The following is a 22,819-nucleotide window of genomic DNA, read 5'->3' as shown; positions in this document are numbered from 1 at the left end:
TCTACGTAATTACGTAATCTCGATGCATGACGGATCTTGAGCGGCGGGTCGCCGGGCTGGAGCGGCGTCTCGACGCGATGGAGCGGGGCCCGCAGGCTCCGACGGTCCCCGAGGGCACCTTCTGGGCGCTCGAAGGGCTGAAGGAGCAGCTGGCCGAGGTCGCGAGCGGCGGTGTGCTGTTCACCGGCGCGGTCCGTCTGCCGGGAGACAAGGAGTACGAGTGGCAGTACGCGACGATCACCGATGAGTTGCTCGCGTCCGACTGGACCGACATGGCCGAGACGTTCGCCGCGTTGGGGCACGGGCTGCGACTGCGGCTGTTGCGGGAGGTCCTCGGCGGCCGCAGTTCGGCCACCGAGCTGGCCGAGCTCGACGACGTGGGCACGAGCGGCCAGATCTACCACCACCTACGGCAGTTGACCGCTGCCGGGTGGCTGCGCTCCGCGGGCCGGGGGCGCTACGAGGTACCGGCGGGGAGGGTCGTGCCGCTCCTGGTGGCGCTGACCGCGGCCCGACCGGCCTGACACCGACGCTGTCCGACACCGACGACGGCTGACCGCGGCCCGACCGGCCTGACACCGACGCTGTCCGACACCGACGACGGGGGAATCGACCGTGTTCACACGCAAGTCGGCAATGATGCTGTACAGACTCCTTCAACTGGTCTTTCTGGCCATGGTCGTCGGTGGCTTCTTCGACGCCTGGCCGATCGACACATGGTGGGCGTTCCTCCCGCTCGGGTTGTCGCTCGTCATCGGGCAGGCAGTGGGCAGGACCGGGCCGCGGCCGCATGCGCGGAGCGCGCCGCGCGAGGTGGACCCACCGGTGCGCGGTCGCTGGTCCGCGCTGAACAGCCCGGCGGACAAGGTGCCGAGCCACGGCACGCACGCGTACGGGCAGACGTACGCGATCGACATCGTGGCCGAGGGCGCCGGCGGTTCCGGGGACGCCGATGGCGCTGCGGGTGCCGGGAGCGCGGGGAAGCGGTCCCGTCCCGGGTTCGCCGTCGTGTGGCCCATAGCCCGCCGCCCGCGCTCCTTCCCGGCCTTCGACGAACCGCTGTACGCCGTCGCCGACGGCACGGTGGTGCACGCCTCGGACTGGCGCCGCGACCATCTCAGCCGCAACTCCCTTGCCGGATACGCCTACTTGTTGCTCCTGGAGAGCGCGATACGGGAGATGTGCGGCGCGGGCTGGATCGTGGGCAACCACATAGTCCTCGACCTCGGGGACGGGGTGTACGCGATGTACGCGCACCTCCAGCGCGGCTCCCTGACGGTGCGTCCGGGCGACCGGGTGCGGGCGGGGCAGGAGATGGCCCGCTGCGGCAACTCCGGGAACTCGACCGAGCCGCACGTCCACTTCCAGCTGATGGACGGCCCCGACCTGGACCTGGCGTCGGGCGTCCCGTTCCGGTGGCGCGGGACCGGGCTGCCCGCGAACGGCGAGACGTTCACGGCCGATCGATCGCAGGCCGATCCAGCTCAGGCTGACTCAGGTCGGATCGATTCGGCGCAGGCCGATTCGGCGCAGGCTGATTCGGCGCAGGCCCGCTGACCCTCGTCGTCGGTGCGGGGGCGGCTGCCCGCCGGCGCTGCGGCAGTCTCGTCGCCAGCAGGGTGCCGAGCAGCATCACCGCGGCTCCGCACCAGAAGACGACGGTCGTGGCGTGCACGAAGTCCCGTACGGCAGTGGTGTGTTGGGTGCCGTGCAGCGTGGGAATGGCATTGACGTCGGTGCCGGCCAGGTGGAACAGGATGGTGCCGAAGAGGGCGGCGCCCAGCGCGGTGCCGAGCGTCTGGAAGAAGCGGATGCTCGTCATGGCCACGCCGAGCAGGGGGCGGGGAGCCGCGTCCTGCACCAGTTGGATGAGCTGGCCGATGAGCTGACCGAAGCCGACGCCGGCGAGGAGCAGTTCGGCGCGGACCAGCCACAGGGAGGTGTCGGTCGCGAGGGTCGTCGCGAAGAGGACGAAGACCGCCGCCATCGTCAGGGTGCCCAGGAGGGTGAAGGTCCGGGCCGTCCAGCGCAGGCGCCCGACGAGCAGTCCGACGACCGTCATGCCGACCGCCATCGGCAGCAGATACAGCCCGGCGGCGGCACTGGTCAGGCCGCGGGCGACCTGGAGATAGACGAGGACGTAGTAGATCGCGCACATCATCGCGGCGCCGGTGATGCCCTGGACGGCGAAGCCCCAGCGCAGCTCGGGGATGCGGAAGAGGGAGAGGGGGAGGATCGGTTCGGCGGTGCGGGCCTGGCGCCACAGGAACAGGCCGAGGCCGAGCACGGTCGCGCACAGCAGCCCGACGATCTCCGGTGACGACCAGGCGTACTTCTTGCCGCCCCAGTCGGTGGCCAGCAGCAGCGCCGTGGAGAAGGTGGCGGCCAGCCCCGCACCGGCCCAGTCCAGCGGGCGGCGCACCGGGCGGTCGGGCAGCTTCAGCACGAGTGCGGAGGTGGCGAGGACGGCGAGGCCGATCGGCAGGTTGACGTAGAAGATCCAGCGCCAGCTCGCGTGGTCGGTGAGGAAGCCGCCGAGCCAGGGGCCGAGCGCCATGCCGCCGCCGGCGACGATGCCGGCGACTCCGCCGCCCTTGCTGCCGCTGTCCTCGTCGTCCGGGTCCCTGAGGTGGGCGATCACCACCATCGTGATGCTCATCAGGCCGCCGCCGCCCAGGCCTTGCAGGGCGCGGGCCGCGATCAGCTGGGTCATCGACCGGGCGAGCCCGCACAGCGCCGAGCCGAGCAGGAAGGTGGCGACGGCCCCGACGAAGACGCGTTTGGCGCCGAGGGTGTCGCAGAGCTTGCCGTACAGCGGCAGCATCGCGGCCGAAGCGAGCGCGAACGCGCTGACCAGCCACGGGAACGTTTCGATGCCGTGCGCCGGGTCGAGGTCGCGCACGATCGGCACGGCCGCCGCCGAGACGATCTGCATGTCCAGCACGGCCAGGACGACCGTCAGGAGGCAGACGATCATGCCGATCTTGCGTTGGGTCGCGGTCATGGACCTCACCCTGTCCGAGAGTATGTACCTGGTCAATATTTCGAGTGGGAGTAAAAATTGGTCGGGATGAATTCTCAGCCTGGCTTAAAATTCGCCTTGGTACAGTGCGGCTATGGTGGACGAAGGGCTCGGGCTGCGCGAGCGCAAGAAGAAGCAGACGGCGCTGAAGGTGTGGCGCACGGCCGTCGACCTGTTCCTGGAGCACGGCTACGACCAGGTCTCCGTCGCGCAGATCGCCGAGGCCGCCGAGGTCTCGAAGATGACGGTCTTCAACTACTTCAAGACCAAGGAAGACCTCCTCATGGGCCCCATGGAGGAGCACGTCGGCGACCTCGCGCGGGCCATCGGGAGCCGTGCGCCGGGGCAGTCCGCGGCGGCCGCGACCCGCGAGATGGTCCTGCGCAAGATCGCCGAGCGGGATCCGTCGATCGGCCTGAGCAAGCAGGGCGGCGAGCTGGCGCTGATCCAGCTGATCAACAGCACCCCGGCGCTGGCCCGCCGGGCCCTGCTGTGGACGGTGCGCGCCGAGGTGATGGCGGCCCAGGTGCTCACCGAGGAGACCGGCGACGCACTGCTGTCCTCGGTGGCCGCGGCCCAACTGTCCGGTGTCATCGGCGCGTTGATGAGCGAGAACCATCGGCGGGTGCTGGCGGGCGAGTCCGCGGACGACGTCGCGGCGGACGCCCCCGCGCGGGCGCAGCGGGCTTTCGGGCTGGTCGAAAAGGGCCTGAGCACGTTCGCGGTCCGGGCGTAGGGTCGCGGACATGACCTCGCCCAAGACCCCGAAGAAGCGCGTGCGGTCCTACGACCCGGCCAAGATCCGCGCGGCCGTCCTGGCCCAGTTCGGGAACGTACGCAAGGCGGTCGATTCCCTCACGCCCGAGCAGTTGGCGTCGCCGACGCGGCTCGGGGACTGGACTGTCAGGGACCTGGTCGCGCACCTGTCGATGGCGCTCGGGACGGTCGACCTCTTCCTGTCGCACCCGGTGCCGCCCAAGGCCGAGGACACCGCGCTCGACTGGCCGTTCGCCACGGCGGCGAGCGCCGCGGGCATCGCCGACCGCAGCCGCGACCTCGCCCGTCAGCACCCCGACCTCGCCGCGCTGCTGGCCCGCACCGAGGAGCGTTTCCGCGAGCACCTCGACACCACCGACGACGCCCGGGTGCTCCCGGCGCGCTCCCTCGCCATCCCCTTCGGCGACTACCTGGTCACCCGCACCGTCGAACTGGTCGTGCACACCGACGACATGAACGACGCGCTGCCGGGCCTGGACATCCCGTACGACCGTCAGGCGCTGGCCGCCGCCACCCGGCTGCTCGCCGACGCGCTCGCGGTGAAGGCGCCGGGCGCCTCCACCGAGGTCCGCATCCCGCCGTTCGCCGTCGTGCAGTGCGTCGAGGGCCCCCGGCACACCCGCGGCACCCCGCCCAACGTGGTGGAGACCGACCCGCTCACCTGGATCCGGCTGGCCACGGGACGGACGCACTGGGCCGCGGCGCTCGACGGCGCGCACGTCAGCGCGAGCGGCGAACGGGCCGATCTGAGCGGGCTGTTGCCGATCATGGCGTGAACCGCGCGACGGGCGGAACCGTTCGAGGGGGCCGCTCCGTCAGATCGGCATGTTCACGCAACGCAGCACCCGCGCCCTGTTCACCGCAGCCCTGCCCCTGGCCGCGCTCACCGCCGTCGCGGCCTGCGGGAACGAGAAGGCACCCGGCACGGTGCAGGCCGGCGGCGTCCCCCTCACCGGAGCCACCTGGCACGTGCAGAGCATGACGGTCGACGGGGCGACCACGAAGGCGCCGAGCGGCGCGTACGTGAAGTTCCTCTCGGACGAGCGCGTGCGCGGCAACTACGGCTGCAACAGCTTCGACGCCGATGCCCGAGTGACCGACGACAGCGTCGATCTGGGCAAGGCCACGGTCACCGACGAGGCCTGCACCGACACGGGGCGGCGAGCCTTCAACGAGTCCCTGGCCCGCGCCCTCGCCGACAAGAACACCATCAAGGCCCAGGGCGACGACCGCCTCACCCTCACCCGCGCGGGCGGCGACACCATCGCCCTCGCCAAGCAGCGCGACGCCCGGCTCACCGGCACGAAGTGGATGGTCGACACCCTCTACACCGGCGACGTGGCCCGGTCCCTGCCGAAGGCGGCGCAGGGCAGGGCCCGGCTCGTCTTCGGCAAGGACGGCCACGTCGACGTCCGCCTCGGCTGCAACAGCGGCCGCGCCAAGGCCACCGTCAAGGACGGCCACCTCACCTTCGGCCCGCTGACCAGCACCAAGATGGGCTGCGTCGGGGAGGCCGCGGAACTGGAGAAGGCGATGCGGGGCGTCCTCGACGGCAGGACGAGTTACGCGGTCAAGGGCGACGCCCTCACCGTGACGGCACCCGACGGCACGGGCATCGGACTCTCCGCCGCCAAGAAGTGACGCACCATCAGGACGAGTACGGGAGAAGCTCCTTGTCCGTCCTCTCCCACACCGCCTTCAGCTCGGCGAGCAGCGCGGGTTCGTCGGCGGCCCGGTCGGCCTGCTCACGCCGGTCCGCCGACAGGTCGAACAGCTGGTCCGTGCCGCTCTTGCCGCGGTAGTACTTCCAGTCGCCGCGCCGCACGGCCCGCTCGCCGCGCACCCGCCAGAACAGGTCGCGCTCCGGCAACTCCGCGCCGCGCAACAGGTACCCGGCGAGGCTGGTGCCGTCGAGCGGGTGGGCCTTGTCCGGCCGGGCGCCGCCGATCTCCAGCAACGTGGCCGTCCAGTCGGGGGTGAACACCGGCTCGTGGCTGACCTGCCCGCCGTCGATCCGCGCGGGCCAGCGCACGATCGTCGGCACGCGGATGCCGCCCTCCTGCAGGGAGGCCTTGTTGCCGGACAGCGGCCAGTTGTAGGAGAAGCGCTCCCCGCCGTTGTCCGAGGCGAAGAAGACGAGCGTGTCCTGCTCCTGCCCGGAGTCCCGCAGCGCCGCCAGCACCTGCCCGACCGACCGGTCCAGGTCCTGGACCATCTCCGTGTACTTCTCCACGGACCCGCCGTCGTTGTGGAAGAGCGCCTGCCCGTCCCCGGCCCTGATCCTGCGCACGACCTCGGCGCTCTCCTCCTTGTCCCCGTCGGCGATCCAGGGCCAGTGCGGGGTGGTGAAGTTGAGGTTGAGCAGCCACGGCTGATCGCCGTGGTCGCGGCGTACGTACGCGCTCGCCCGCTCGGTCAGGATCCGCGTGTAGTACCGCAGGTCCTTGTACTCGGCGTCGCCCTCCCGCACGTCCCCCTCGTACAGGTCGTACTCGCCGCCGAGCCCCAGCTTCGAGTAGTACTCCAGGGCGCCGCCGAAGTTCCCGAAGAACTCGTCCCAGCCGGACTTCGTCGGGGAGTAGTCCGGCAGGTAGCCGCAGTGCCACTTGCCGATCAGCGCGGTCGCGTACCCGGCGCCGCGCAGCAGCGAGGCGAGGGTGGGGTGGTGCGGGTCGAGACCCACGCTCCGGTCGGCTATCGGCTCGGCGAGACCGCCCTTCGTACGCCCCGGATAGCGGCCCGTGTAGAGGCTGAAGCGAGTCGGGGAGCAGGTCGCCGAGCCGCTGTACGCGTCGGTGAAGCGGACGCCCTGGCGGGCCAGCCGGTCCAGGTGCGGGGTCTTGATGTGCGGTGCGCCGTACGACGACAGGTCCGCCCAGCCCAGGTCGTCCCCCAGGATGAACAGGATGTTGGGCCGCTTCGCGCGGCGGTCCGCGGCGGCACGGAACGGGCGTTCCTGCGCGGCGGCAGAGGTGGTCGGGCCCAGCGCGGCGACGGTCGCGGAAGCGCCGATCACCCCGCCGAAGGCGCGCCGGGACAGGTTCGAGGCATGCGAAGGCATGACGGGTCTCCACAACAGAGGACGGGGAACGCGGGGTCACGCTCCTCCGGCGCAAAGGAGCGGAACGGTGACCTTCAGAGGGCCGGAAGGCCAGGAATGCGGAACGTCAGACGCAGCGACAGATCGCGCTCGCTACACGGACCAGGTCGACGTGGCGGCGCTCCACCAGGGTGACCGAGTGGTCACGGAGAGGCTGCATGATCCAGGACCTTGCCGACAGTGACGTACTCCTGTCAACGGCCGGTCCGCAGTCCGGACGTACTCCCGGTGTGTGGCCGACCTGCCGCCGGGAGCACCTCAGGTGCATCCCGGCCCCTCCGGCACGCCCCCCACTGCGGGTGTCACTGTGCGTGCCCCCGCCTGACTGTGCGCGGTCCCGAGGCCGGTCACCGCCCGGCCTCAGCGGCCCGCCCCGGAAACGCGGCAGCGAGTTCCGTCACATTCGGCGCGGCCGGCGTCCCGGACACCGCGCCGGCCCCGCGGAACCCACCCGGCTCCGGCGCGCACCCGCTCGGCACGAGCGTCGCGCAGTGCACTGCCGACAGTCAGTCGTCCCTGGTCAGCGACGTGTAGTCGCACCTCGCGCCGGAACCTGACGCGTTTCCCGGCGCCCGCGCGGGCCTCGATCCGGCCGTCGTTCCGGGCGGACTGCCGGGCCGAAAGTGCCCCGAGAGCTACGCGCGTCCAGCCGCCCCGACCAGAGGCGACCGGGGCCTGTCAACGTGCACACCCCGTATCCCCAATTCGGACCAGTGGTCGATCACGTCTACACTCGGTGCCGTGCCACGTGGTGACGGTCGACTCAATCATGATCTGCTCCCCGGCGAGAAAGGCCCCCAGGACGCTTGCGGCGTCTTCGGTGTCTGGGCTCCCGGTGAAGAGGTCGCCAAACTCACTTACTTCGGGCTCTACGCCCTACAACACCGGGGCCAGGAATCCGCGGGAATCGCGGTCAGCAATGGCTCCCAGATCCTCGTCTTCAAGGACATGGGCCTCGTGTCCCAGGTCTTCGACGAGACGTCCCTGGGCTCCCTGCAAGGTCACATCGCGGTCGGTCACGCCCGCTACTCGACCACCGGGGCCTCCGTATGGGAGAACGCCCAGCCGACGTTCCGCGCCACGGCGCACGGTTCGATCGCGCTCGGCCACAACGGCAACCTGGTCAACACGGCGCAGCTCGCCGAAATGGTCGCCGACCTCCCCAAGGAGAACGGGCGGGCGACGCAGGTCGCCGCCACGAACGACACCGACCTCGTCACCGCGCTCCTCGCGGGTCAGGTCGACGACGACGGCAAGCCGCTGACCATAGAAGAGGCAGCCGGCAAGGTGCTGCCCCAGGTCCAGGGCGCCTTCTCGCTGGTCTTCATGGACGAGGGCACGCTGTACGCGGCCCGTGACCCGCAGGGCATCCGCCCGCTGGTCCTCGGCCGCCTGGAGCGCGGCTGGGTCGTCGCCTCCGAGTCCGCCGCCCTCGACATCTGCGGTGCCGCCTACGTCCGGGAGATCGAGCCGGGCGAGTTCGTCGCCATCGACGAGAACGGCCTGCGAACGTCCCGCTTCGCCGAAGCAAAGCCCAAGGGCTGTGTCTTCGAGTACGTCTACCTGGCCCGTCCGGACACGGACATCGCCGGCCGGAACGTGTATCTGTCCCGCGTGGAGATGGGCCGCCGACTGGCGAAGGAGGCTCCCGCGGAGGCCGATCTCGTCATAGCGACGCCGGAGTCCGGCACTCCCGCCGCGATCGGTTACGCGGAGGCGTCCGGCATCCCGTTCGGCGCGGGTCTCGTGAAGAACGCCTATGTCGGGCGCACCTTCATCCAGCCTTCACAGACCATTCGCCAGTTGGGCATCCGGCTGAAGCTGAATCCGCTGAAGGAAGTCATCAAGGGCAAGCGACTGGTCGTCGTCGACGACTCGATCGTGCGCGGCAACACCCAGCGCGCCCTGGTCCGCATGCTCCGTGAGGCGGGCGCGGCGGAGGTCCACATCCGGATCTCGTCCCCGCCCGTGAAGTGGCCCTGCTTCTTCGGCATCGACTTCGCGACCCGCGCCGAGCTGATCGCCAACGGCATGACGGTCGAGGAGATCGGCACGTCGCTCGGCGCGGACTCGCTCTCCTACATCTCCATCGACGGCATGATCGAGGCCACCACCATCGACAAGCCGAACCTGTGCCGCGCCTGCTTCGACGGCGAGTACCCGATGGACCTCCCCGACCCCGAGCTGCTCGGCAAGCAGCTCCTGGAGACGGAACTGGCCGCAGGTCCTGCGTCCACGGCTGCGTCCGACGCGATCCGTCGCCCGTAGACCCCGCATTTCACCAACCCGAAAGATCCCAGGCAATGTCTGAGACCACAGGTGCCAGCTACGCGTCCGCAGGCGTCGACATCGAAGCCGGTGACCGCGCCGTAGAGCTGATGAAGGAGTGGGTGAAGAAGACGCAGCGCCCCGAGGTCCTCGGCGGCCTCGGCGGCTTCGCCGGCCTCTTCGACGCCTCCGCCCTCAAGAAGTACGAGCGCCCTCTGCTCGCCTCCGCCACCGACGGTGTCGGCACGAAGGTCGACATCGCCCGCCAGCTGGGCGTCTACGACACCATCGGGCACGACCTCGTCGCGATGGTCATGGACGACATCGTGGTGTGCGGCGCCGAACCGCTGTTCATGACCGACTACATCTGCGTCGGCAAGGTCCACCCGGAGCGCGTCGCCGGGATCGTCAAGGGCATCGCCGAGGGCTGTGTCCTCGCGGGCTGCGCCCTCGTCGGCGGCGAGACGGCGGAGCACCCGGGCCTGCTCGGCCCCGACGACTTCGACGTCGCGGGCGCCGGCACGGGCGTCGTGGAGTACGAGAACCTGCTCGGCCCCGATCGCATCCGTAAGGGTGACGCGGTGATCGCCATGGCCTCGTCCGGTCTTCACTCGAACGGGTACTCGCTGGTCCGCCACGTCCTCTTCGACCGCGCCGGGATGACCCTGGACCAGCAGGTCGACGAGCTCGGCCGCACCCTCGGCGAGGAGCTCCTGGAGCCCACCAAGATCTACTCGCTGGACTGCCTCTCGCTCACCAGCACCACGCAGGTCCACGCCTACAGCCACATCACCGGCGGCGGCCTCGCGGCGAACCTGGCCCGGGTGATCCCCGACGGCCTGCACGCCACCGTGGACCGCGGCACCTGGACCCCGGACGCGATCTTCGACCTGGTCGGCAAGGCCGGTCAGGTGGAGCGCCTGGAGCTGGAGAAGACGCTGAACATGGGCGTCGGCATGATGGCGATCGTCCCCCAGGAGTCCGTCGACGTCGCCCTCGCGACCCTCGCCGACCGCGGCGTGGACTCGTGGGTGGCCGGCGAGATCACCGACCGCGGGGACCACGCCTCGGGCGCCGAGCTCACGGGTGACTACGCCGCGTAATCCCCTCGGGACAGCACAAAACCCGGTCCGGCGTGTGACCACCCCGGACCGGGTGAGTGCAGCAGTAAACAGAAATCAGTAGCCGAAATCAGTTACGTGCTGGGAAGTGCTACGAGGTCAAGCGCCGCGGCGCTGGGACGACGGACCCGACTCGTCCGAGTCGTCGTCCTCGTCGTCCTCGTACAAATCCGCATAGCGGGCGTACGGGTCGTCTTCCTCGTCGTCGTCCTCGAAAGGCTCGCCGTTCGGCGGCTGATTCGATACCGGATTCGACGTCGATGCGCCCAGCTCATTGGCCAGACGCGAGAGGTCAGTCCCGCCGCTGCTGTACTTCAGCTGGCGGGCGACCTTCGTCTGCTTGGCCTTTGCCCGGCCGCGCCCCATGGCTCGACCCCCTCGGATACGGGGCTCGACGGCCCCAGAGTCTTGACACGCGTTCATGATCTGGAACGGACTCCCCGTGGGGAGACCGGTCCGTAGGGCTTCCACGGTACCTGAGCCCACGCCCATACGGTACGTCGCCCGCAGGACGCGCCTGTGCACAGAACCAGCGAAGAGCCCCGTCCTCGCTGGTCAACTGCGATTTTAACCTCTTCTTGGCGGGCGACCCGCCGATCGGCGTGACTCTCGTTACGTACGCCCCGGATCAGTGCCCCGGACGGGCCTCCGCCATCCGCTGCTCCGCGATCCGGTCGGCCGCCGCGGCCGGCGGAATGCCATCCGCCTTTGCGCGAGCGAAGATCGAAATCGTGGTGTCGAAGATCTTCGAGGCCTTGGCTTTGCAGCGGTCGAAGTCGAAACCGTGCAGTTCGTCGGCGACCTGGATGACCCCGCCCGCGTTCACGACGTAGTCGGGGGCGTAGAGGATCCCGCGGTCGGCGAGGTCCTTCTCCACTCCCGGGTGCGCGAGCTGGTTGTTGGCCGCGCCGCACACCACCTTCGCGGTGAGCACCGGAACGGTGTCGTCGCTCAGGGCGCCGCCCAGCGCGCAGGGGGCGTAGATGTCGAGGCCCTCCACCCTGATCAGCGCCTCCGTGTCGGCGACGACCCGGACCTCGGGATGCAGATCGGTGACGCGGCGCAGGGACTCCTCGCGCACGTCGGTCACCACCACCTCGGCGCCGTCGGCCAGCAGGTGCTCCACCAGGTGGTGCCCCACCTTGCCCACGCCCGCGATGCCGACCCGGCGGCCGCGCAGCGTCGGGTCGCCCCACAGGTGCTGGGCGCTGGCCCGCATGCCCTGGAAGACGCCGTACGCGGTGAGCACGGAGGAGTCGCCCGCGCCGCCGTTCTCCGGCGAGCGCCCGGTGGTCCAGCGGCACTCGCGGGCGACGACGTCCATGTCGGCGACGTACGTACCGACGTCGCAGGCCGTCACGTACCGGCCGCCGAGCGAGGCGACGAAGCGGCCGTAGGCGAGCAGGAGTTGCTCGCTCTTGACCACGTCCGGGTCGCCGATGATCACGGCCTTGCCGCCGCCGTGGTCGAGGCCGGCCATGGCGTTCTTGTACGACATGCCGCGCGCGAGGTTCAGCGCGTCCGCGACGGCCTCCGCCTCGGAGGCGTACGGGTAGAAGCGGGTGCCGCCGAGGGCCGGGCCCAGAGCGGTGTTGTGGAGCGCGATGACGGCCTTGAGGCCGCTGGCGCGGTCCTGGCAGAGGACGACCTGCTCGTGCCCGCCCTGGTCCGAGTGGAAGAGGGTGTGCAGGACGTCGGGGGCGGCAGAAGAGCCGGAGCTGGTGACTGCGTCGCCGGTCACATCGGTCACTGTGGTGACTCCCAAGTACGTAGCGGCGGTTGGGCGGAAGCCCGTGCGGGTGGCGGGCCTCCGCCGGTTCGTGGGCAAGAGATTAGAACGTGTACGGGCCCGCCACGGCCGCAGTGCCGAGGATCACTCTCTCGCGTCGGAGTCCTACGGAAGTACGGTCGAATCCCGCCGCGTCCCGCGGGATCACCCCGTGGGACGATGCGCGGGGTTGTCCAGCCGATGGGCGGGGGGAGGGAGCAGCCGTGCCCGAGGTGTCGCCGGTGACCGTTCCGTATGCGGCGTACTTGCGCGTGTACGAGCCTCTCGCTGCCTTTCCGCAGCCGGAGAGGGGCCACTGGGAGCGCTACGCGAAGCGCGAGAGCCGCCCCTCCTACCAGGACGAACTGCGCCGCTCCCTGGCCGACTTGCTGCCCACCCCGCCGATTCCGGTGCCGGTGCACGAGAGCGACGACGCGTTTGTGATCGAGGTCGAAGGCGTGCTGTGCGTGTGCCCGTGGCGCACCCGGCTGCGGAGCTGGCAGGCCCTGGACGAGCTGCCCGGGCAGTTGCCGGCCCCGGTGCTCGACGCGGTGCTCCCGCCCCTGGTGCGCCGGCAGGCTTCGGACGACTACGAGCGCTGGCTGGAGCGCAATCCGGACGCGCGCCCGTGGATCCGCACGTCGACGTGGCAGGTGCCGCTGAACTGGTTCGTGCTCGTGTCCGACGAGGAGCGCGCGTACGAGCCGAAGAGCGCCGAGGGCGACGGGGACGGCCCCGTGCTGCGCTACCGCACCCCGATGGTGCAGGCGAGGCGCCGGGTCGCGCGCGGTCTGAGGGCGCTGAAGGACGCGGTCGAGGAGAGCCCGCTGATCGACGGCCTGATGGATGTGGGGCGCTGGCTGGAGGAGTTCCATCCCCGGTCGTACGTCGAGCTCGACTACGGCGGGCTCGTGCACGCGCTGCCGCCCGACCTGCTCGACGCGGACCGCTCGGCGGCGGACGTCGCCGAGGGGATCGAGGCGTTGCGCGACGGGGACGGAGCGGCGGCGGGCGAGGCGTACGCGCGTCTCGTGGCACGCTGGCGAGCGGTGCGGGACCGGCAGAACGCCAACTGACGTAACGGCCGGCACACCAACTGACGGGGCCCACAAGGCCCTTAAGGACCTACGTCCCGATCCGGGCTTTTGTGTCAAGCGTGACGGACTGCACTAACTTCGCCCTTGCGCCCATCACCCCTCCTCGTGCCAAAATAGGACAAGGAGCCCGGGGAGGGCTCCATCCGTCCAACTAAGTCCAACCATGGACGGATTACTTGGCATTGCGCTGCCTCTGGGGGGTCTGATGACTCCTGATCGCTCTGTGACTGATCGTCACTGTGGCGTGACTGTCCGCTATGGCATGGTCCATCGGCTTCCGTCGCTGATGAACACCTGGGAGGGCAATTCCATCGGTTTGGCCGACGCGGCTGGACGGATGGTGTAGTTGTAGTGCCGAGGACAAGCCGTTCGTCCTATAACCGACTCGACCCGTGTCCGCCATTTCGGGCAACGCGGGTCAAGGTGCAGAATTTAAAGGAAAGAACCGAGAAGGTTCGGTTCTCCCGAGGAGGCCGCTCATGACCGCTCGCACCCCTGATGCCGAGCCGCTGCTGACCCCGGCTGAGGTCGCCACGATGTTCCGCGTCGACCCCAAGACGGTCACGCGCTGGGCGAAGGCTGGCAAGCTCACGTCGATTCGCACGCTCGGCGGACACCGCCGTTACCGCGAGGCTGAGGTCCGCGCACTGCTCGCGGGTATCCCGCAGCAGCGCAGCGAGGCCTGAGGCATCGCATAACACCGCAATACCGGGCGTTCCGGGCCCCCCAACCCGCGTCTCGCCCACCCCTTGGCTCCACACGACGAGGGTCCTGCCCCAACGGGACCCACGCCCGCTGAAGCGTCATCTCCACAGCATCACGGGTACGTCGTTCGATCGCGCTGGACTCCGCCGGGTCCAGCGCGATCTTTTTTGTGCGCTGGAGGGGGCCTGAGGCGGTGGTCGGCGGGGGTCTGTGCGCGCCCTTGTCGGACCGTGATCGGTCCCTGGCCGGTACCTGGCGGACAGCTGTGAGGGCAGTGCAATTGCACATATTAAATTGAGCAGTTGTAGGAAGGGTGTAAGAAACGGTGTTTCCAAAACTGGTTCGGTGACACCCGTCACACACCGCGAACCTTGTTGCTGCTGACGCCCGTGCGCTAGAGGAGGCCGGCGCGCGGACACGCCCTCGGCTGGTCTTCGACTCCCCTCCAGGCTCCCACCAGTCGAGTGCCCCGTGGGACGCCTTTGGTCACCCCTTCGAGGGACTTTCGTCCCCGCCGCCCTCCCGGGCGCTCTCCAGGGCTTCCTCGGCCTGTGCGGCGGGGTCCAGGGCGAGCCGCAGGAGCCGGTGGCAGATCGGGCAGTGCCGGGTCAGATGGCGGTAGCCGGAGGCGGCGGAGAGGTGGGCGCGCAGCAGGGCGCGGGTTTCGTGCCGTCGCGTCGGTGCCGCCATGTGCTCCGCCTCCTGACCGGGTCCCGGTTCAGGCGTACCGAGGGGGCGCGGCGGCGTCAAGGGTGTCCCCGACGCGAGGCGGCCCGCACCGTTCGGCGCGGGCCTCGCCCATCTGCCGCGCCCCTGACGGGACTTGTCGCCTCCGGGGCGGCTCGGCCCGGACGCAGGATGCTCGGGGACACGAAGAAGGCCCGCACCGTGACGGTGCGGGCCTTCTGTTCACTGCGGTCCTGACGGGATTTGAACCCGCGGCCTCCACCTTGACAGGGTGGCGAGCACTCCAAACTGCTCCACAGGACCTTGCTTTGCTGCGCTGTTACCGCGTTGCGCTGCGAGCAGGACTCTACAGCAGTGCAGGCCCGCCGGTCGAACTCACCCAACGTGCCCGGGCCGTTACGGCGCCGCGGCGTCGATCGCCTTCACGATCCGCTTGTCCGAGACGGGGTGCGCCGTGCCCAGCGCGTGCGCGAAGTAGCTGACGCGCAGCTCCTCGATCATCCAGCGGATGTCCAGGACCTCCCGCGGCACGGGCCGCCCCTGCGGCATCTGTTCGAGCAGCCACGCGTACTCGTCCTGCATCTCGTGGACCTTCTCCATGCGGGTGGTGTCCCGCTGGACGCTCGTCGGCATCTGCTGCAGCCGGCGGTCGGCCGCGACCAGGTACCGCATCAGATCGGGCAGCCGACGCAGACCGGTGTCCGTCACGAAGCCCGGGTGGACCAGGGCGCTCACCTGGGTGCGTACGTCCTGGAGGTTGGCCAGCAGCACCGCGCTCTTCGTGGACTTCAGCCGGCGCTCGCAGGCCTGCCACGCCGCGAGGACCTGCTGCACCTGGCCGACCGTGTGCACCGTCGCGTCGACGATCTCGGCGCGCACCTTGTCGTAGAGCTTGCGGTACGACTCCTCGTCCCACGCGGGGCCGCCGAAGTCCGCGATGAGCTTGTCCGCGGCCGCCATGGCGCAGTCGTCGAAGAGGGCCTGCACGGAGCCGTGCGGGTTCGCCGAGAGGGCGAGCTTCGCCGCGTTGTTCAGCTTGTCCGAGGCGAACTTGCCCGGGTTCACCGGGATGTTGCGCAGGATGAGGCGGCGGGTGCCCTTCCACATGGCCTGCGCCTGCTCGGCCTCGGTGTCGAAGAGGCGTACCGAGACGGTGTCCCCGTCGTCCACGAGCGCCGGGTACGCCTTGACCGGCTGGCCCGCGCGCCGGGTCTCGAAGACGCGGGAGAGCGTCCCGATCGTCCAGTCGGTCAGGCCCTTGCGCTCGACGGACTCGCCGCCGGAGCGCTCGGCCGTCTCGGCCGCGGCCTTGGAGATCGCCTGGCGGGCCTTGGGCTTCAGCCGCAGCTTCAGCGCCTCCAGGTCCTTGTCCTCGGCGAGCTTGCGGCGCCGCTCGTCGACGATCCGGAACGTGATCTTCAGGTGGTCCGGTACGCGCGTCAGGTCGAAGTCGTCGGGCGAGACCGGGACGCCGACCATTCGCTGCAGCTCGCGGGCGAGCGTCGTCGGCAGCGGTTCCTGCAGGGGCACGGCCCGGTCGAGGAAGGCCTTCGCGAAGTTCGGTGCGGGCACGTAGTTGCGGCGGATCGGCTTGGGCAGGGACCGGATCAGCTCGACGACCACGTCCTCGCGCAGGCCCGGGATCTGCCAGTCGAAGCCCTCGTCCGTCACCTGGTTCAGGACCTGCAGCGGGACGTGGACGGTCACGCCGTCCGCGTCCGCCCCCGGCTCGAACTGGTACGTCACCCGGAACTTGAGCCCGCCCTGGCGCCAGCTGTCCGGGTAGTCGGCCTTGGTGACCGCCTCCGCGGACTCGCGGATCAGCATCGAGCGCTCGAAGTCGAGCAGCTCGGGCTCTTCCTTGTGCTTGTGCTTCCACCAGGAGTCGAAGTGGGCGCCCGAGACGACGTGCTCGGGGACCCGCTGGTCGTAGAAGTCGAAGAGGGTGTCGTCGTCGACCACGATGTCGCGGCGCCGGGCCCGGTGCTCCAACTCCTCGACCTCGGTGAGGAGTCTGCGGTTGTCGGCGAAGAACTTGTGGTGCGTGCGCCAGTCGCCCTCGACGAGGGCGTTGCGGATGAACAGTTCGCGGCTGACCTCGGGGTCGATCCGGCCGTAGTTGATCTTCCGCTGGGCGACGAGCGGGACGCCGTACAGCGTGACCTTCTCGTACGCCATCACGGCGGCCTGGTCCTTCTCCCAGTGCGGCTCGCTGTACGTGCGCTTGAGGAGGTGCTCGGCGAGCGGCTCGACCCACTCCGGTTCGATCTTCGCGTTCACCCGCGCCCAGAGCCGGGAGGTCTCCACGAGCTCGGCCGACATCACGAAGCGCGGCGGCTTCTTGAAGAGGGCCGAGCCGGGGAAGATCGCGAACTTGGCGTTCCGGGCGCCGATGTACTCGTTGCGGCCGCGATCACGGCCCGCCTGCTTCGGGTCCTTCTGGGCGGACTCCTTGGACTCCTTCACGTCCTTCATGCCGATGTGCGAGAGCAGACCGGACAGGAGGGAGACGTGGACGGAGTCGCCGGGGGCGTCGTCCTCGTTGAGGTGGATGCCCATCTGCTTGGCGACCGTGCGCAGCTGCGTGTAGATGTCCTGCCACTCGCGGATGCGCAGGAAGTTCAGGTACTCGCGCTTGCACATCCGGCGGAACGCGGAGGAGCCGAGCTCTTTTTGCTGTTCGCGGACGTAACGCCAGAGGTTGAGGAAGGCGAGGAAGTCGCTCGTCTCGTCCCGGAAGCGGGCGTGCTGCTGGTCGGCCTGCGCCTGCTTCTCGGAGGGGCGCTCGCGCGGGTCCTGGATGGAGAGCGCGGCGGCGATCACCATGACCTCGCGCGCGCAGCCGTTCTTGTCGGCCTCCAGGACCATGCGGGCCAGGCGCGGGTCGACGGGCAGCTGCGAGAGCTTGCGGCCCTGCTGGGTGAGCCGCTTCTTCGCGTCCTTCTCGCCGGGGTCCAACGCGCCCAGTTCCTGGAGCAGTTGGACGCCGTCACGGATGTTGCGGTGGTCCGGCGGGTCGATGAAGGGGAACTTCTCGATGTCGCCGAGGCCGGCCGCGGTCATCTGGAGGATGACGGAGGCGAGGTTCGTCCGGAGGATCTCCGCGTCCGTGAACTCCGGGCGGGCGAGGAAGTCGTCCTCGGAGTACAGCCGGATGCAGATGCCGTCGGACGTACGGCCGCAGCGGCCCTTGCGCTGGTTGGCACTGGCCTGGCTGACCGGCTCGATGGGCAGCCGCTGCACCTTGGTGCGGTGCGAGTAGCGCGAGATGCGGGCGGTGCCCGGGTCGATGACGTACTTGATGCCGGGGACGGTCAGGGACGTCTCGGCGACGTTCGTCGCGAGGACGATCCGGCGCCCCGTGTGCTGCTGGAAGACGCGGTGCTGCTCGGCGTGCGAGAGGCGCGCGTACAGGGGGAGCACTTCCGTGAACCGGTACTTCTTCTTCTCCAGCGCGTCCGCGGTGTCCCGGATCTCGCGCTCGCCGGAGAGGAAGACCAGGACGTCGCCGGGGCCTTCCTTCTGGAGCTCCTCCACGGCGTCCGTGATCGCGGTGATCTGGTCCCGGTCGGAGTCGTCGCCGTCCTCCTCCAGGAGGGGCCGGTAGCGCACCTCCACCGGATACGTCCGGCCGCTCACCTCGACGATCGGGGCGTCCCCGAAGTGCCGCGAGAAGCGCTCGGGGTCGATGGTCGCCGAGGTGATGACGACCTTGAGGTCCGGGCGCTTCGGCAGCAGCTGGGCCAGGTAGCCCAACAGGAAGTCGATGTTGAGGGACCGCTCGTGGGCCTCGTCGATGATGATCGTGTCGTACGCGCGCAGCTCGCGGTCCGTCTGGATCTCGGCCAGCAGGATGCCGTCCGTCATCAGCTTGACGAAGGTGCCGTCCTGGTCGACCTGGTCGGTGAAGCGCACCTTCCAGCCGACGGCCTCGCCGAGCGGGGTGTGCAGCTCGTCGGCGACGCGCTCGGCAACCGTGCGGGCCGCGATCCGGCGGGGCTGGGTGTGCCCGATCATGCCGCGCACGCCGCGGCCGAGGTCGAGGCAGATCTTCGGGATCTGGGTGGTCTTGCCGGAACCGGTCTCACCGGCGACGATCACGACCTGGTGGTCGCGGATCGCGTCGGCGATCTCGTCCTTCTTCTGGCTGACCGGGAGCTGCTCGGGATAGGTGACGTCGAGCGCGGCGCGGCGCTCGCGGCGGGTGGCCGTACGGGCACCCGCTTTCTCGGCCTCCGCGTCGATCTCCGCGAGGACGGCGGCGCGGGCCTCCGGCTTGCGGATCCTGCGCGCCCCTTCGAGCCTGCGGCCCAGGCGGTGCGCGTCGCGGAGGGACAGCTCGGACAGCCGTCGCGCTACGGCGGCGAACTGATCGGCGGCGGGGGCAGGCTGCGTAGACATACGTCCTCCAGGATCTCACCTCGGGGAAATTCATGGCGAACGGTTTTGCCGCGACGCGGGCCCGGCTGCCGCACTCTCAGGATGTATGTGGCTTATGCGTGTTTTAGCGTGCCTATATGTCGCCCTTGCCCGAAGACGAACAGCCCCGTCCGCATCCCCCGCACGGGGACCACGGACGGCCGCCGACGCGGGCCGACCGCTGGGCGAACTTCAAGAAGTCACCGTTCCTGCCGGCGACGGTGCTGATGTTCATCCTGGCCGCGGCGGCCGCGCTGTTCGCGGCCTCGTACACGTACTCCATGGCGAACCCGACGCCGCACAACATCCCGACCGGCGTCACCGGCCAGTACCAGGAGGCACGCGGCAAGGAGTTCCTCGGCGCGATGGAGAAGGCGCTCGACGCGCAGCTCGACCTGAAGCCGTACGAATCGCGGGCTGCGGCCCGGCGCGCCATCGACCAGCAGAAGATCTACGCGGTGCTCGACGTGCGGGACGGCGGGGCGCGCGTCGACCTGGACGTCTCCGGCGCCTCCGGGGTCACCGTCGCCCAGGTGTTCACGCAGGCGGCGCCCCCGGTGAGCAAGGCGACCGGGGTCCCGGTGACGGTCAAGGACCTGAACCCGCTGCAGAACGGCGACCCGCGCGGCCTGACGATCTTCTACATCACCCTCGCCGCGGTGATCATCGGCTTCGTCGGGGCGATCCAGCTGAGCGTGCACGCCCGCGGCCTGAACCCGGCCGAGCGGATCGGCTTCACGATCATCTACGCGCTGCTCGGCGGGTTCGCCGTCGCGGCCGTCGCCGACTGGGGGCTCGGGGCGGTCGACCTGCCCTTCGTCCACTCCTGGCTGATCCTCGCGCTGACGATGTTCACGTGCGGGATGGTCTTCACGATGTTCAACACGTTCTTCCACCGCTGGGCGATGATCCCGACCTGGGGGCTGCTCGTGCTCCTCGGCAATCCGGCGTCCGGCGGCGCCGTCGCGCCGCCGCTGCTGCCGACGGTCATCGGCCGGATCGGCCAGTGGCTGCCGCCGGGCGCCTCGTACAACGCCCAGCACACGGCGGTCTACTTCCAGGGCAACCAGCACGTCTTCCCGTTCCTGGTGCTGGCCGGCTGGGCGCTGGTCTCCTGCGCCCTGTTCTGGTTCTGGCGGCACCGGCACCCGGGCGGGCGGGGCACCGAGCCGCTGCACGCCGCGGCCGTGTGACCCGGGACCGGGCAACGCAATAGGCCCCGTCCGGAGACGGGGCCTAATTCCTGTGGCTGGGGCCGGGATCGAACCGGCGACCTATCGCTTTTCAGGCGATCGCTCGTACCAACTGAGCTACCCAGCCACGAAGTTCACGAGGAACTTCAGCGGTCCTGACGGGATTTGAACCCGCGGCCTCCACCTTGACAGGGTGGCGAGCACTCCAAACTGCTCCACAGGACCAAGCTGTTGCGTGCAACAGTGTCGCACACGGTTTTGCGTGCCCCCAACGGGATTCGAACCCGTGCTACCGCCTTGAAAGGGCGGCGTCCTAGGCCGCTAGACGATGAGGGCTATCGGCCCGCCTGGGCGCTTCGCAGCGCGTCGGGGACGTGAGAAGCATATGGGATGCGGGGAGCTATCGCCAAAACGGTTTACGGGGACCCCGGGGAGGGGGAACCGGACGCCGGCGGCGAGGGTGTGGCACCCGGTTGGTTCTCCTTCGGGAGATGGCGGCTGACCTCGGCGGTCGTCAGGCCCAGGCCGCCGAGCTTGATCTCGTCCCAGGCCTGCAGACGCTTGGTGGCGCTGTCCAGATAGAGGACGGACGCCTCGACCGGATCGGGGTACTTGTCGTCGACCGCGCGCAGCCCGCTGCCGCCGGTCGAACCCTCGATACGCAGCCGGGTGCCGAGGGGCAGCACCTCCATCTCCTGGTGGTGGATGTGCCCCGCCAGGACCAGGGGGACCGCGCCGTCCGTCTGGCGGGCCGCCAGCGGGTTGTGCGCGAGCGCGATGTCGACCGGGGTGCCCGCCGCCTGCTGGTCGCGCAGCGCCGAGGCGAGGCGCACGCCCGCCATCTCCTCGGCCGGGTCGCCCTGCGCCTTGGTCGAGCGGTCCGGGGTGTACTGCGGATCGCCGGTGCCGGCGAAGCGCAGGCCCGCGACGGTGAGTGCCCGCCCGTCGTCGAGGACGTGGACGTTCTTGAAGCGTTTCCGCGAGGACAGGTACTCCTGCGTCGTTTTCGAGTCGTGGTTGCCGCGGATCCACACGTAGGGCGCGCCCAGGTCCCCGACGGGGTCCAGGAAGGCGTTCTCGGCGGACGAGCCGTGGTCCATGGTGTCGCCGGTGTCGACGATCACCGAGATCTTGTACTGCTCGACGAGCGAGCCGATGATCTTCCACGAGGCCGGGTTGAGGTGGATGTCGGAGACGTGCAGGACGCGGATCGTGGACGGGTCCGGCTGGTACGTGGGCAGCGTGGACGTCACGTCGTAGAGCTTGGTGACATTGGTGACCAGACGGGCCAACTCCCTTTGGTACACGTCGAATTCCGTGACGATCGAACGGGCGTTGCCGACCACGGAGGGGGCCGAGGAGAGCAGGCCGGAGAACTTCGGCTCCAGGACCGAGTTCGGGTTCCAGGTCGCGTACGCGGTCCCGCCGGACGCCGCGAGGAGCGTGAGGGCGAGTCCGCCGGCCGCCAGGGCGCGGCGCGGGCGCCGGTAGACCGCGAGGCCCAGCGCCGTCGCGCCGGAGACCACCGCCACGCAGGAGCGCAGCGCCAGGTCGGCGGTGCCGTGCTCGACGTCGCGGGCCACCTCGTCCTGCAGCCCCGACAGGCGCTCCGGGTGGTCGACGAGGGCCCGGGAGCGGACGGGGTCCAGGCGGTCCACATCCACGTCGAGGCGGATGGGGGCCGTGTGGGAGTCGAGTTCCAGGGCGCCGAGCGGAGACACGTTGATCTTCGTGCCGCCGGTCAGGGACGGCCGCAGCGTCATCCGGGTGTCCATCGGGCCCACCGGGGCGCGGACGCTGCCGACCACGAGGAGGCCGAGCCAGGCGCCGAGCAGGACCACACAGACGAGGCCCAGGGCGCGGATGTACGGGTGGGGCGGGTGGACGAGCTCCAGGGCGGGGCGCGGGCGCCGGGAGCGGTAGTGGCGCAGCAGGGCCGACGGTGCTCCCCGTGCGCCTCGTGTGCGGCGGACGAGACGGCGTATGGCAGCGGGAGAGCGGGCCATTGGGCCCGTATGCCCAAGTGGACGGGTGGATATGCGGGGTCGTACCCGACAATGGCCGTGTGCTGGAGATGACGCGCGAGGAGTTCGAGGAACTGGTGGCCGAGGCGCTCGACCGGATTCCTCCGGAGTTGACGCGGCTCATGGACAACGTCGCGGTGTTCGTCGAGGACGAACCGCCCGCCGACGACCCCGAGCTGCTCGGGCTCTACGAAGGGACTCCGCTGACCGACCGGGGCGAGTGGTACGCCGGGGTGCTGCCCGACCGGATCACCGTCTACCGCGGCCCGACGCTGCGGATGTGCGACTCGCGCGAGAAGGTCGTCGCGGAGACCGAGATCACCGTGGTGCACGAGATCGCGCACCACTTCGGGATCGACGACGCGCGGCTGCACGCGCTCGGCTACGGCTGACCTCTTTCGTGCGGAGATCGTGCGGTGCGGGCGCGACGCGTGTCCTCTTGTGGGGCGCGGGAGTTGGGAACGGTGACCCCGTCACATGCCCGGAGGTGCTCGCCCGTGCGCCAGCTGTCCGTATCGCTCTGTGCCCTTCGACTGGGCCGCCTGGCCGCGGCTGCCACCACGGGGGTGGCTGTCGCCGCGGTCGCCGGGTGCATGAGCGTGGCCGACGACGGGCGGCCGCCCGCACCGTCGCACTCC

Annotated in this window: 19 protein-coding genes and 4 tRNA genes; 11 read left to right on the top strand and 12 right to left on the bottom strand. The window is 70.0% G+C overall.

Annotated features, from left to right (window positions below; translation table 11 throughout):
* The first annotated feature begins 26 nt into the window (after nucleotides 1-26).
* Together G3I40_RS38465 and G3I40_RS38460 are read left to right on the top strand one after the other, a co-directional pair.
* Nucleotides 27-524 (top strand): helix-turn-helix domain-containing protein, encoded by a 498-nt coding sequence (locus G3I40_RS38465; protein ID WP_164559456.1) that lies wholly within the window; start codon nucleotides 27-29, stop codon nucleotides 522-524.
* Nucleotides 525-615: 91 nt separating this feature from the next.
* Nucleotides 616-1,557: a M23 family metallopeptidase gene (locus tag G3I40_RS38460; protein ID WP_343245154.1), complete on the top strand. Its 942-nt coding sequence runs from the start codon at nucleotides 616-618 to the stop codon at nucleotides 1,555-1,557.
* Here G3I40_RS38460 and G3I40_RS38455 read toward each other — a convergent pair.
* Entirely contained in the window at nucleotides 1,454-3,004 is a 1,551-nt protein-coding gene (locus tag G3I40_RS38455; protein WP_203645551.1) for an MFS transporter, read from the bottom strand. The two genes, G3I40_RS38460 and G3I40_RS38455, sit on opposite strands and share 104 nt — an antisense overlap.
* Before the next feature lie 112 nt (nucleotides 3,005-3,116).
* On the opposite strand from G3I40_RS38455, the gene G3I40_RS38450 reads away from it, so the two are divergent.
* Genes G3I40_RS38450 through G3I40_RS48020 form a run of 3 tightly spaced genes read left to right on the top strand, consistent with a single transcriptional unit; the run spans nucleotide 3,117 to nucleotide 5,440 of the window.
* Complete coding sequence (locus G3I40_RS38450; RefSeq protein ID WP_203645549.1) at nucleotides 3,117-3,758, top strand: TetR/AcrR family transcriptional regulator; 642 nt, start codon at nucleotides 3,117-3,119, stop codon at nucleotides 3,756-3,758.
* Between the two features lie 10 nt (nucleotides 3,759-3,768).
* Nucleotides 3,769-4,575 (top strand): maleylpyruvate isomerase family mycothiol-dependent enzyme, encoded by an 807-nt coding sequence (locus tag G3I40_RS38445; protein ID WP_164559455.1) that lies wholly within the window; start codon nucleotides 3,769-3,771, stop codon nucleotides 4,573-4,575.
* Between the two features lie 49 nt (nucleotides 4,576-4,624).
* Complete coding sequence (locus G3I40_RS48020; protein ID WP_164559454.1) at nucleotides 4,625-5,440, top strand: META domain-containing protein; 816 nt, start codon at nucleotides 4,625-4,627, stop codon at nucleotides 5,438-5,440.
* Between the two features lie 7 nt (nucleotides 5,441-5,447).
* Here the strand turns inward: G3I40_RS48020 and G3I40_RS38435 are convergent, their stop codons facing one another.
* Entirely contained in the window at nucleotides 5,448-6,860 is a 1,413-nt protein-coding gene (locus tag G3I40_RS38435) for a sulfatase-like hydrolase/transferase (protein WP_164559453.1), read from the bottom strand.
* A 106-nt stretch (nucleotides 6,861-6,966) separates the two neighbouring features.
* Nucleotides 6,967-7,059 carry a putative leader peptide gene (locus tag G3I40_RS48205; RefSeq protein ID WP_343245153.1) on the bottom strand — a complete coding sequence of 31 codons (93 nt, stop codon included), beginning with the start codon at nucleotides 7,057-7,059 and terminating at the stop codon, nucleotides 6,967-6,969.
* Nucleotides 7,060-7,640: 581 nt separating this feature from the next.
* On the opposite strand from G3I40_RS48205, the gene purF reads away from it, so the two are divergent.
* Nucleotides 7,641-9,167, top strand: coding sequence for an amidophosphoribosyltransferase (gene purF / locus G3I40_RS38430; protein WP_164559452.1), 1,527 nt, complete (start codon nucleotides 7,641-7,643; stop codon nucleotides 9,165-9,167).
* A 35-nt stretch (nucleotides 9,168-9,202) separates the two neighbouring features.
* Nucleotides 9,203-10,270 carry a phosphoribosylformylglycinamidine cyclo-ligase gene (gene purM, locus G3I40_RS38425; protein ID WP_164559451.1) on the top strand — a complete coding sequence of 356 codons (1,068 nt, stop codon included), beginning with the start codon at nucleotides 9,203-9,205 and terminating at the stop codon, nucleotides 10,268-10,270.
* A 117-nt stretch (nucleotides 10,271-10,387) separates the two neighbouring features.
* Here purM and G3I40_RS38420 read toward each other — a convergent pair whose 3' ends face one another.
* Nucleotides 10,388-10,654 carry a DUF3073 domain-containing protein gene (locus tag G3I40_RS38420; RefSeq protein ID WP_164559450.1) on the bottom strand — a complete coding sequence of 89 codons (267 nt, stop codon included), beginning with the start codon at nucleotides 10,652-10,654 and terminating at the stop codon, nucleotides 10,388-10,390.
* Nucleotides 10,655-10,916: 262 nt separating this feature from the next.
* Complete coding sequence (locus tag G3I40_RS38415) at nucleotides 10,917-12,038, bottom strand: Glu/Leu/Phe/Val dehydrogenase dimerization domain-containing protein (RefSeq protein WP_343245152.1); 1,122 nt, start codon at nucleotides 12,036-12,038, stop codon at nucleotides 10,917-10,919.
* 242 nt (nucleotides 12,039-12,280) lie between these two features.
* Between G3I40_RS38415 and G3I40_RS38410 the strand changes: the two genes are divergently transcribed.
* Entirely contained in the window at nucleotides 12,281-13,132 is an 852-nt protein-coding gene (locus G3I40_RS38410) for a hypothetical protein (RefSeq protein ID WP_164559448.1), read from the top strand.
* A 500-nt stretch (nucleotides 13,133-13,632) separates the two neighbouring features.
* Complete coding sequence (bldC, locus tag G3I40_RS38405; protein WP_003949541.1) at nucleotides 13,633-13,839, top strand: developmental transcriptional regulator BldC; 207 nt, start codon at nucleotides 13,633-13,635, stop codon at nucleotides 13,837-13,839.
* Between the two features lie 505 nt (nucleotides 13,840-14,344).
* Here bldC and G3I40_RS38400 read toward each other — a convergent pair.
* From G3I40_RS38400 to hrpA, 3 genes are all read right to left on the bottom strand, one after another.
* Entirely contained in the window at nucleotides 14,345-14,548 is a 204-nt protein-coding gene (locus G3I40_RS38400) for a DUF6274 family protein (RefSeq protein ID WP_164559447.1), read from the bottom strand.
* Nucleotides 14,549-14,773: 225 nt separating this feature from the next.
* Nucleotides 14,774-14,848 (bottom strand) — tRNA-Asp (locus tag G3I40_RS38395).
* Between the two features lie 93 nt (nucleotides 14,849-14,941).
* Nucleotides 14,942-18,946, bottom strand: coding sequence for an ATP-dependent RNA helicase HrpA (hrpA, locus tag G3I40_RS38390; protein WP_164559446.1), 4,005 nt, complete (start codon nucleotides 18,944-18,946; stop codon nucleotides 14,942-14,944).
* A 116-nt stretch (nucleotides 18,947-19,062) separates the two neighbouring features.
* On the opposite strand from hrpA, the gene G3I40_RS38385 reads away from it, so the two are divergent.
* Nucleotides 19,063-20,157, top strand: coding sequence for an ABC transporter permease (locus G3I40_RS38385; RefSeq protein WP_164559445.1), 1,095 nt, complete (start codon nucleotides 19,063-19,065; stop codon nucleotides 20,155-20,157).
* A gap of 53 nt (nucleotides 20,158-20,210) precedes the next feature.
* Here the strand turns inward: G3I40_RS38385 and G3I40_RS38380 are convergent.
* The 4 genes from G3I40_RS38380 to G3I40_RS38365 form a co-directional block, all read right to left on the bottom strand.
* Nucleotides 20,211-20,284, bottom strand: a tRNA-Phe gene (locus G3I40_RS38380).
* 23 nt (nucleotides 20,285-20,307) lie between these two features.
* A tRNA-Asp gene (locus G3I40_RS38375) sits at nucleotides 20,308-20,382 on the bottom strand.
* Between the two features lie 38 nt (nucleotides 20,383-20,420).
* Nucleotides 20,421-20,493: transfer RNA gene (locus tag G3I40_RS38370), tRNA-Glu, on the bottom strand.
* Between the two features lie 80 nt (nucleotides 20,494-20,573).
* Nucleotides 20,574-22,163, bottom strand: coding sequence for a metallophosphoesterase (locus tag G3I40_RS38365; RefSeq protein ID WP_164559444.1), 1,590 nt, complete (start codon nucleotides 22,161-22,163; stop codon nucleotides 20,574-20,576).
* A 59-nt stretch (nucleotides 22,164-22,222) separates the two neighbouring features.
* On the opposite strand from G3I40_RS38365, the gene G3I40_RS38360 reads away from it, so the two are divergent.
* Nucleotides 22,223-22,573, top strand: a complete 351-nt coding sequence (locus G3I40_RS38360; RefSeq protein ID WP_164559443.1) for a metallopeptidase family protein — start codon at nucleotides 22,223-22,225, stop codon at nucleotides 22,571-22,573.
* The last annotated feature ends 246 nt before the right edge of the window (nucleotides 22,574-22,819 follow it).

Source organism: Streptomyces sp. SID14478 (assembly GCF_010548525.1).
Classification (GTDB): Bacteria; Actinomycetota; Actinomycetes; order Streptomycetales; family Streptomycetaceae; genus Streptomyces.
This window is presented reverse-complemented; position numbering and strand designations above follow the sequence as displayed.

Bases quoted from the DNA above. Each gene is read 5' to 3' on its own strand.
- G3I40_RS38465 (WP_164559456.1), top strand. From the start codon at position 27: ATGACGGATCTTGAGCGGCGGGTCGCCGGGCTGGAGCGGCGTCTCGAC.
- G3I40_RS38455 (WP_203645551.1), bottom strand. From the start codon at position 3,004: ATGACCGCGACCCAACGCAAGATCGGCATGATCGTCTGCCTCCTGACG.
- G3I40_RS38450 (WP_203645549.1), top strand. From the start codon at position 3,117: ATGGTGGACGAAGGGCTCGGGCTGCGCGAGCGCAAGAAGAAGCAGACG.
- G3I40_RS38445 (WP_164559455.1), top strand. From the start codon at position 3,769: ATGACCTCGCCCAAGACCCCGAAGAAGCGCGTGCGGTCCTACGACCCG.
- G3I40_RS48020 (WP_164559454.1), top strand. From the start codon at position 4,625: ATGTTCACGCAACGCAGCACCCGCGCCCTGTTCACCGCAGCCCTGCCC.
- G3I40_RS38435 (WP_164559453.1), bottom strand. From the start codon at position 6,860: ATGCCTTCGCATGCCTCGAACCTGTCCCGGCGCGCCTTCGGCGGGGTG.
- G3I40_RS48205 (WP_343245153.1), bottom strand. From the start codon at position 7,059: ATGCAGCCTCTCCGTGACCACTCGGTCACCCTGGTGGAGCGCCGCCAC.
- purM (WP_164559451.1), top strand. From the start codon at position 9,203: ATGTCTGAGACCACAGGTGCCAGCTACGCGTCCGCAGGCGTCGACATC.
- G3I40_RS38420 (WP_164559450.1), bottom strand. From the start codon at position 10,654: ATGGGGCGCGGCCGGGCAAAGGCCAAGCAGACGAAGGTCGCCCGCCAG.
- bldC (WP_003949541.1), top strand. From the start codon at position 13,633: ATGACCGCTCGCACCCCTGATGCCGAGCCGCTGCTGACCCCGGCTGAG.
- G3I40_RS38400 (WP_164559447.1), bottom strand. From the start codon at position 14,548: ATGGCGGCACCGACGCGACGGCACGAAACCCGCGCCCTGCTGCGCGCC.
- hrpA (WP_164559446.1), bottom strand. From the start codon at position 18,946: ATGTCTACGCAGCCTGCCCCCGCCGCCGATCAGTTCGCCGCCGTAGCG.
- G3I40_RS38385 (WP_164559445.1), top strand. From the start codon at position 19,063: ATGTCGCCCTTGCCCGAAGACGAACAGCCCCGTCCGCATCCCCCGCAC.
- G3I40_RS38365 (WP_164559444.1), bottom strand. From the start codon at position 22,163: ATGGCCCGCTCTCCCGCTGCCATACGCCGTCTCGTCCGCCGCACACGA.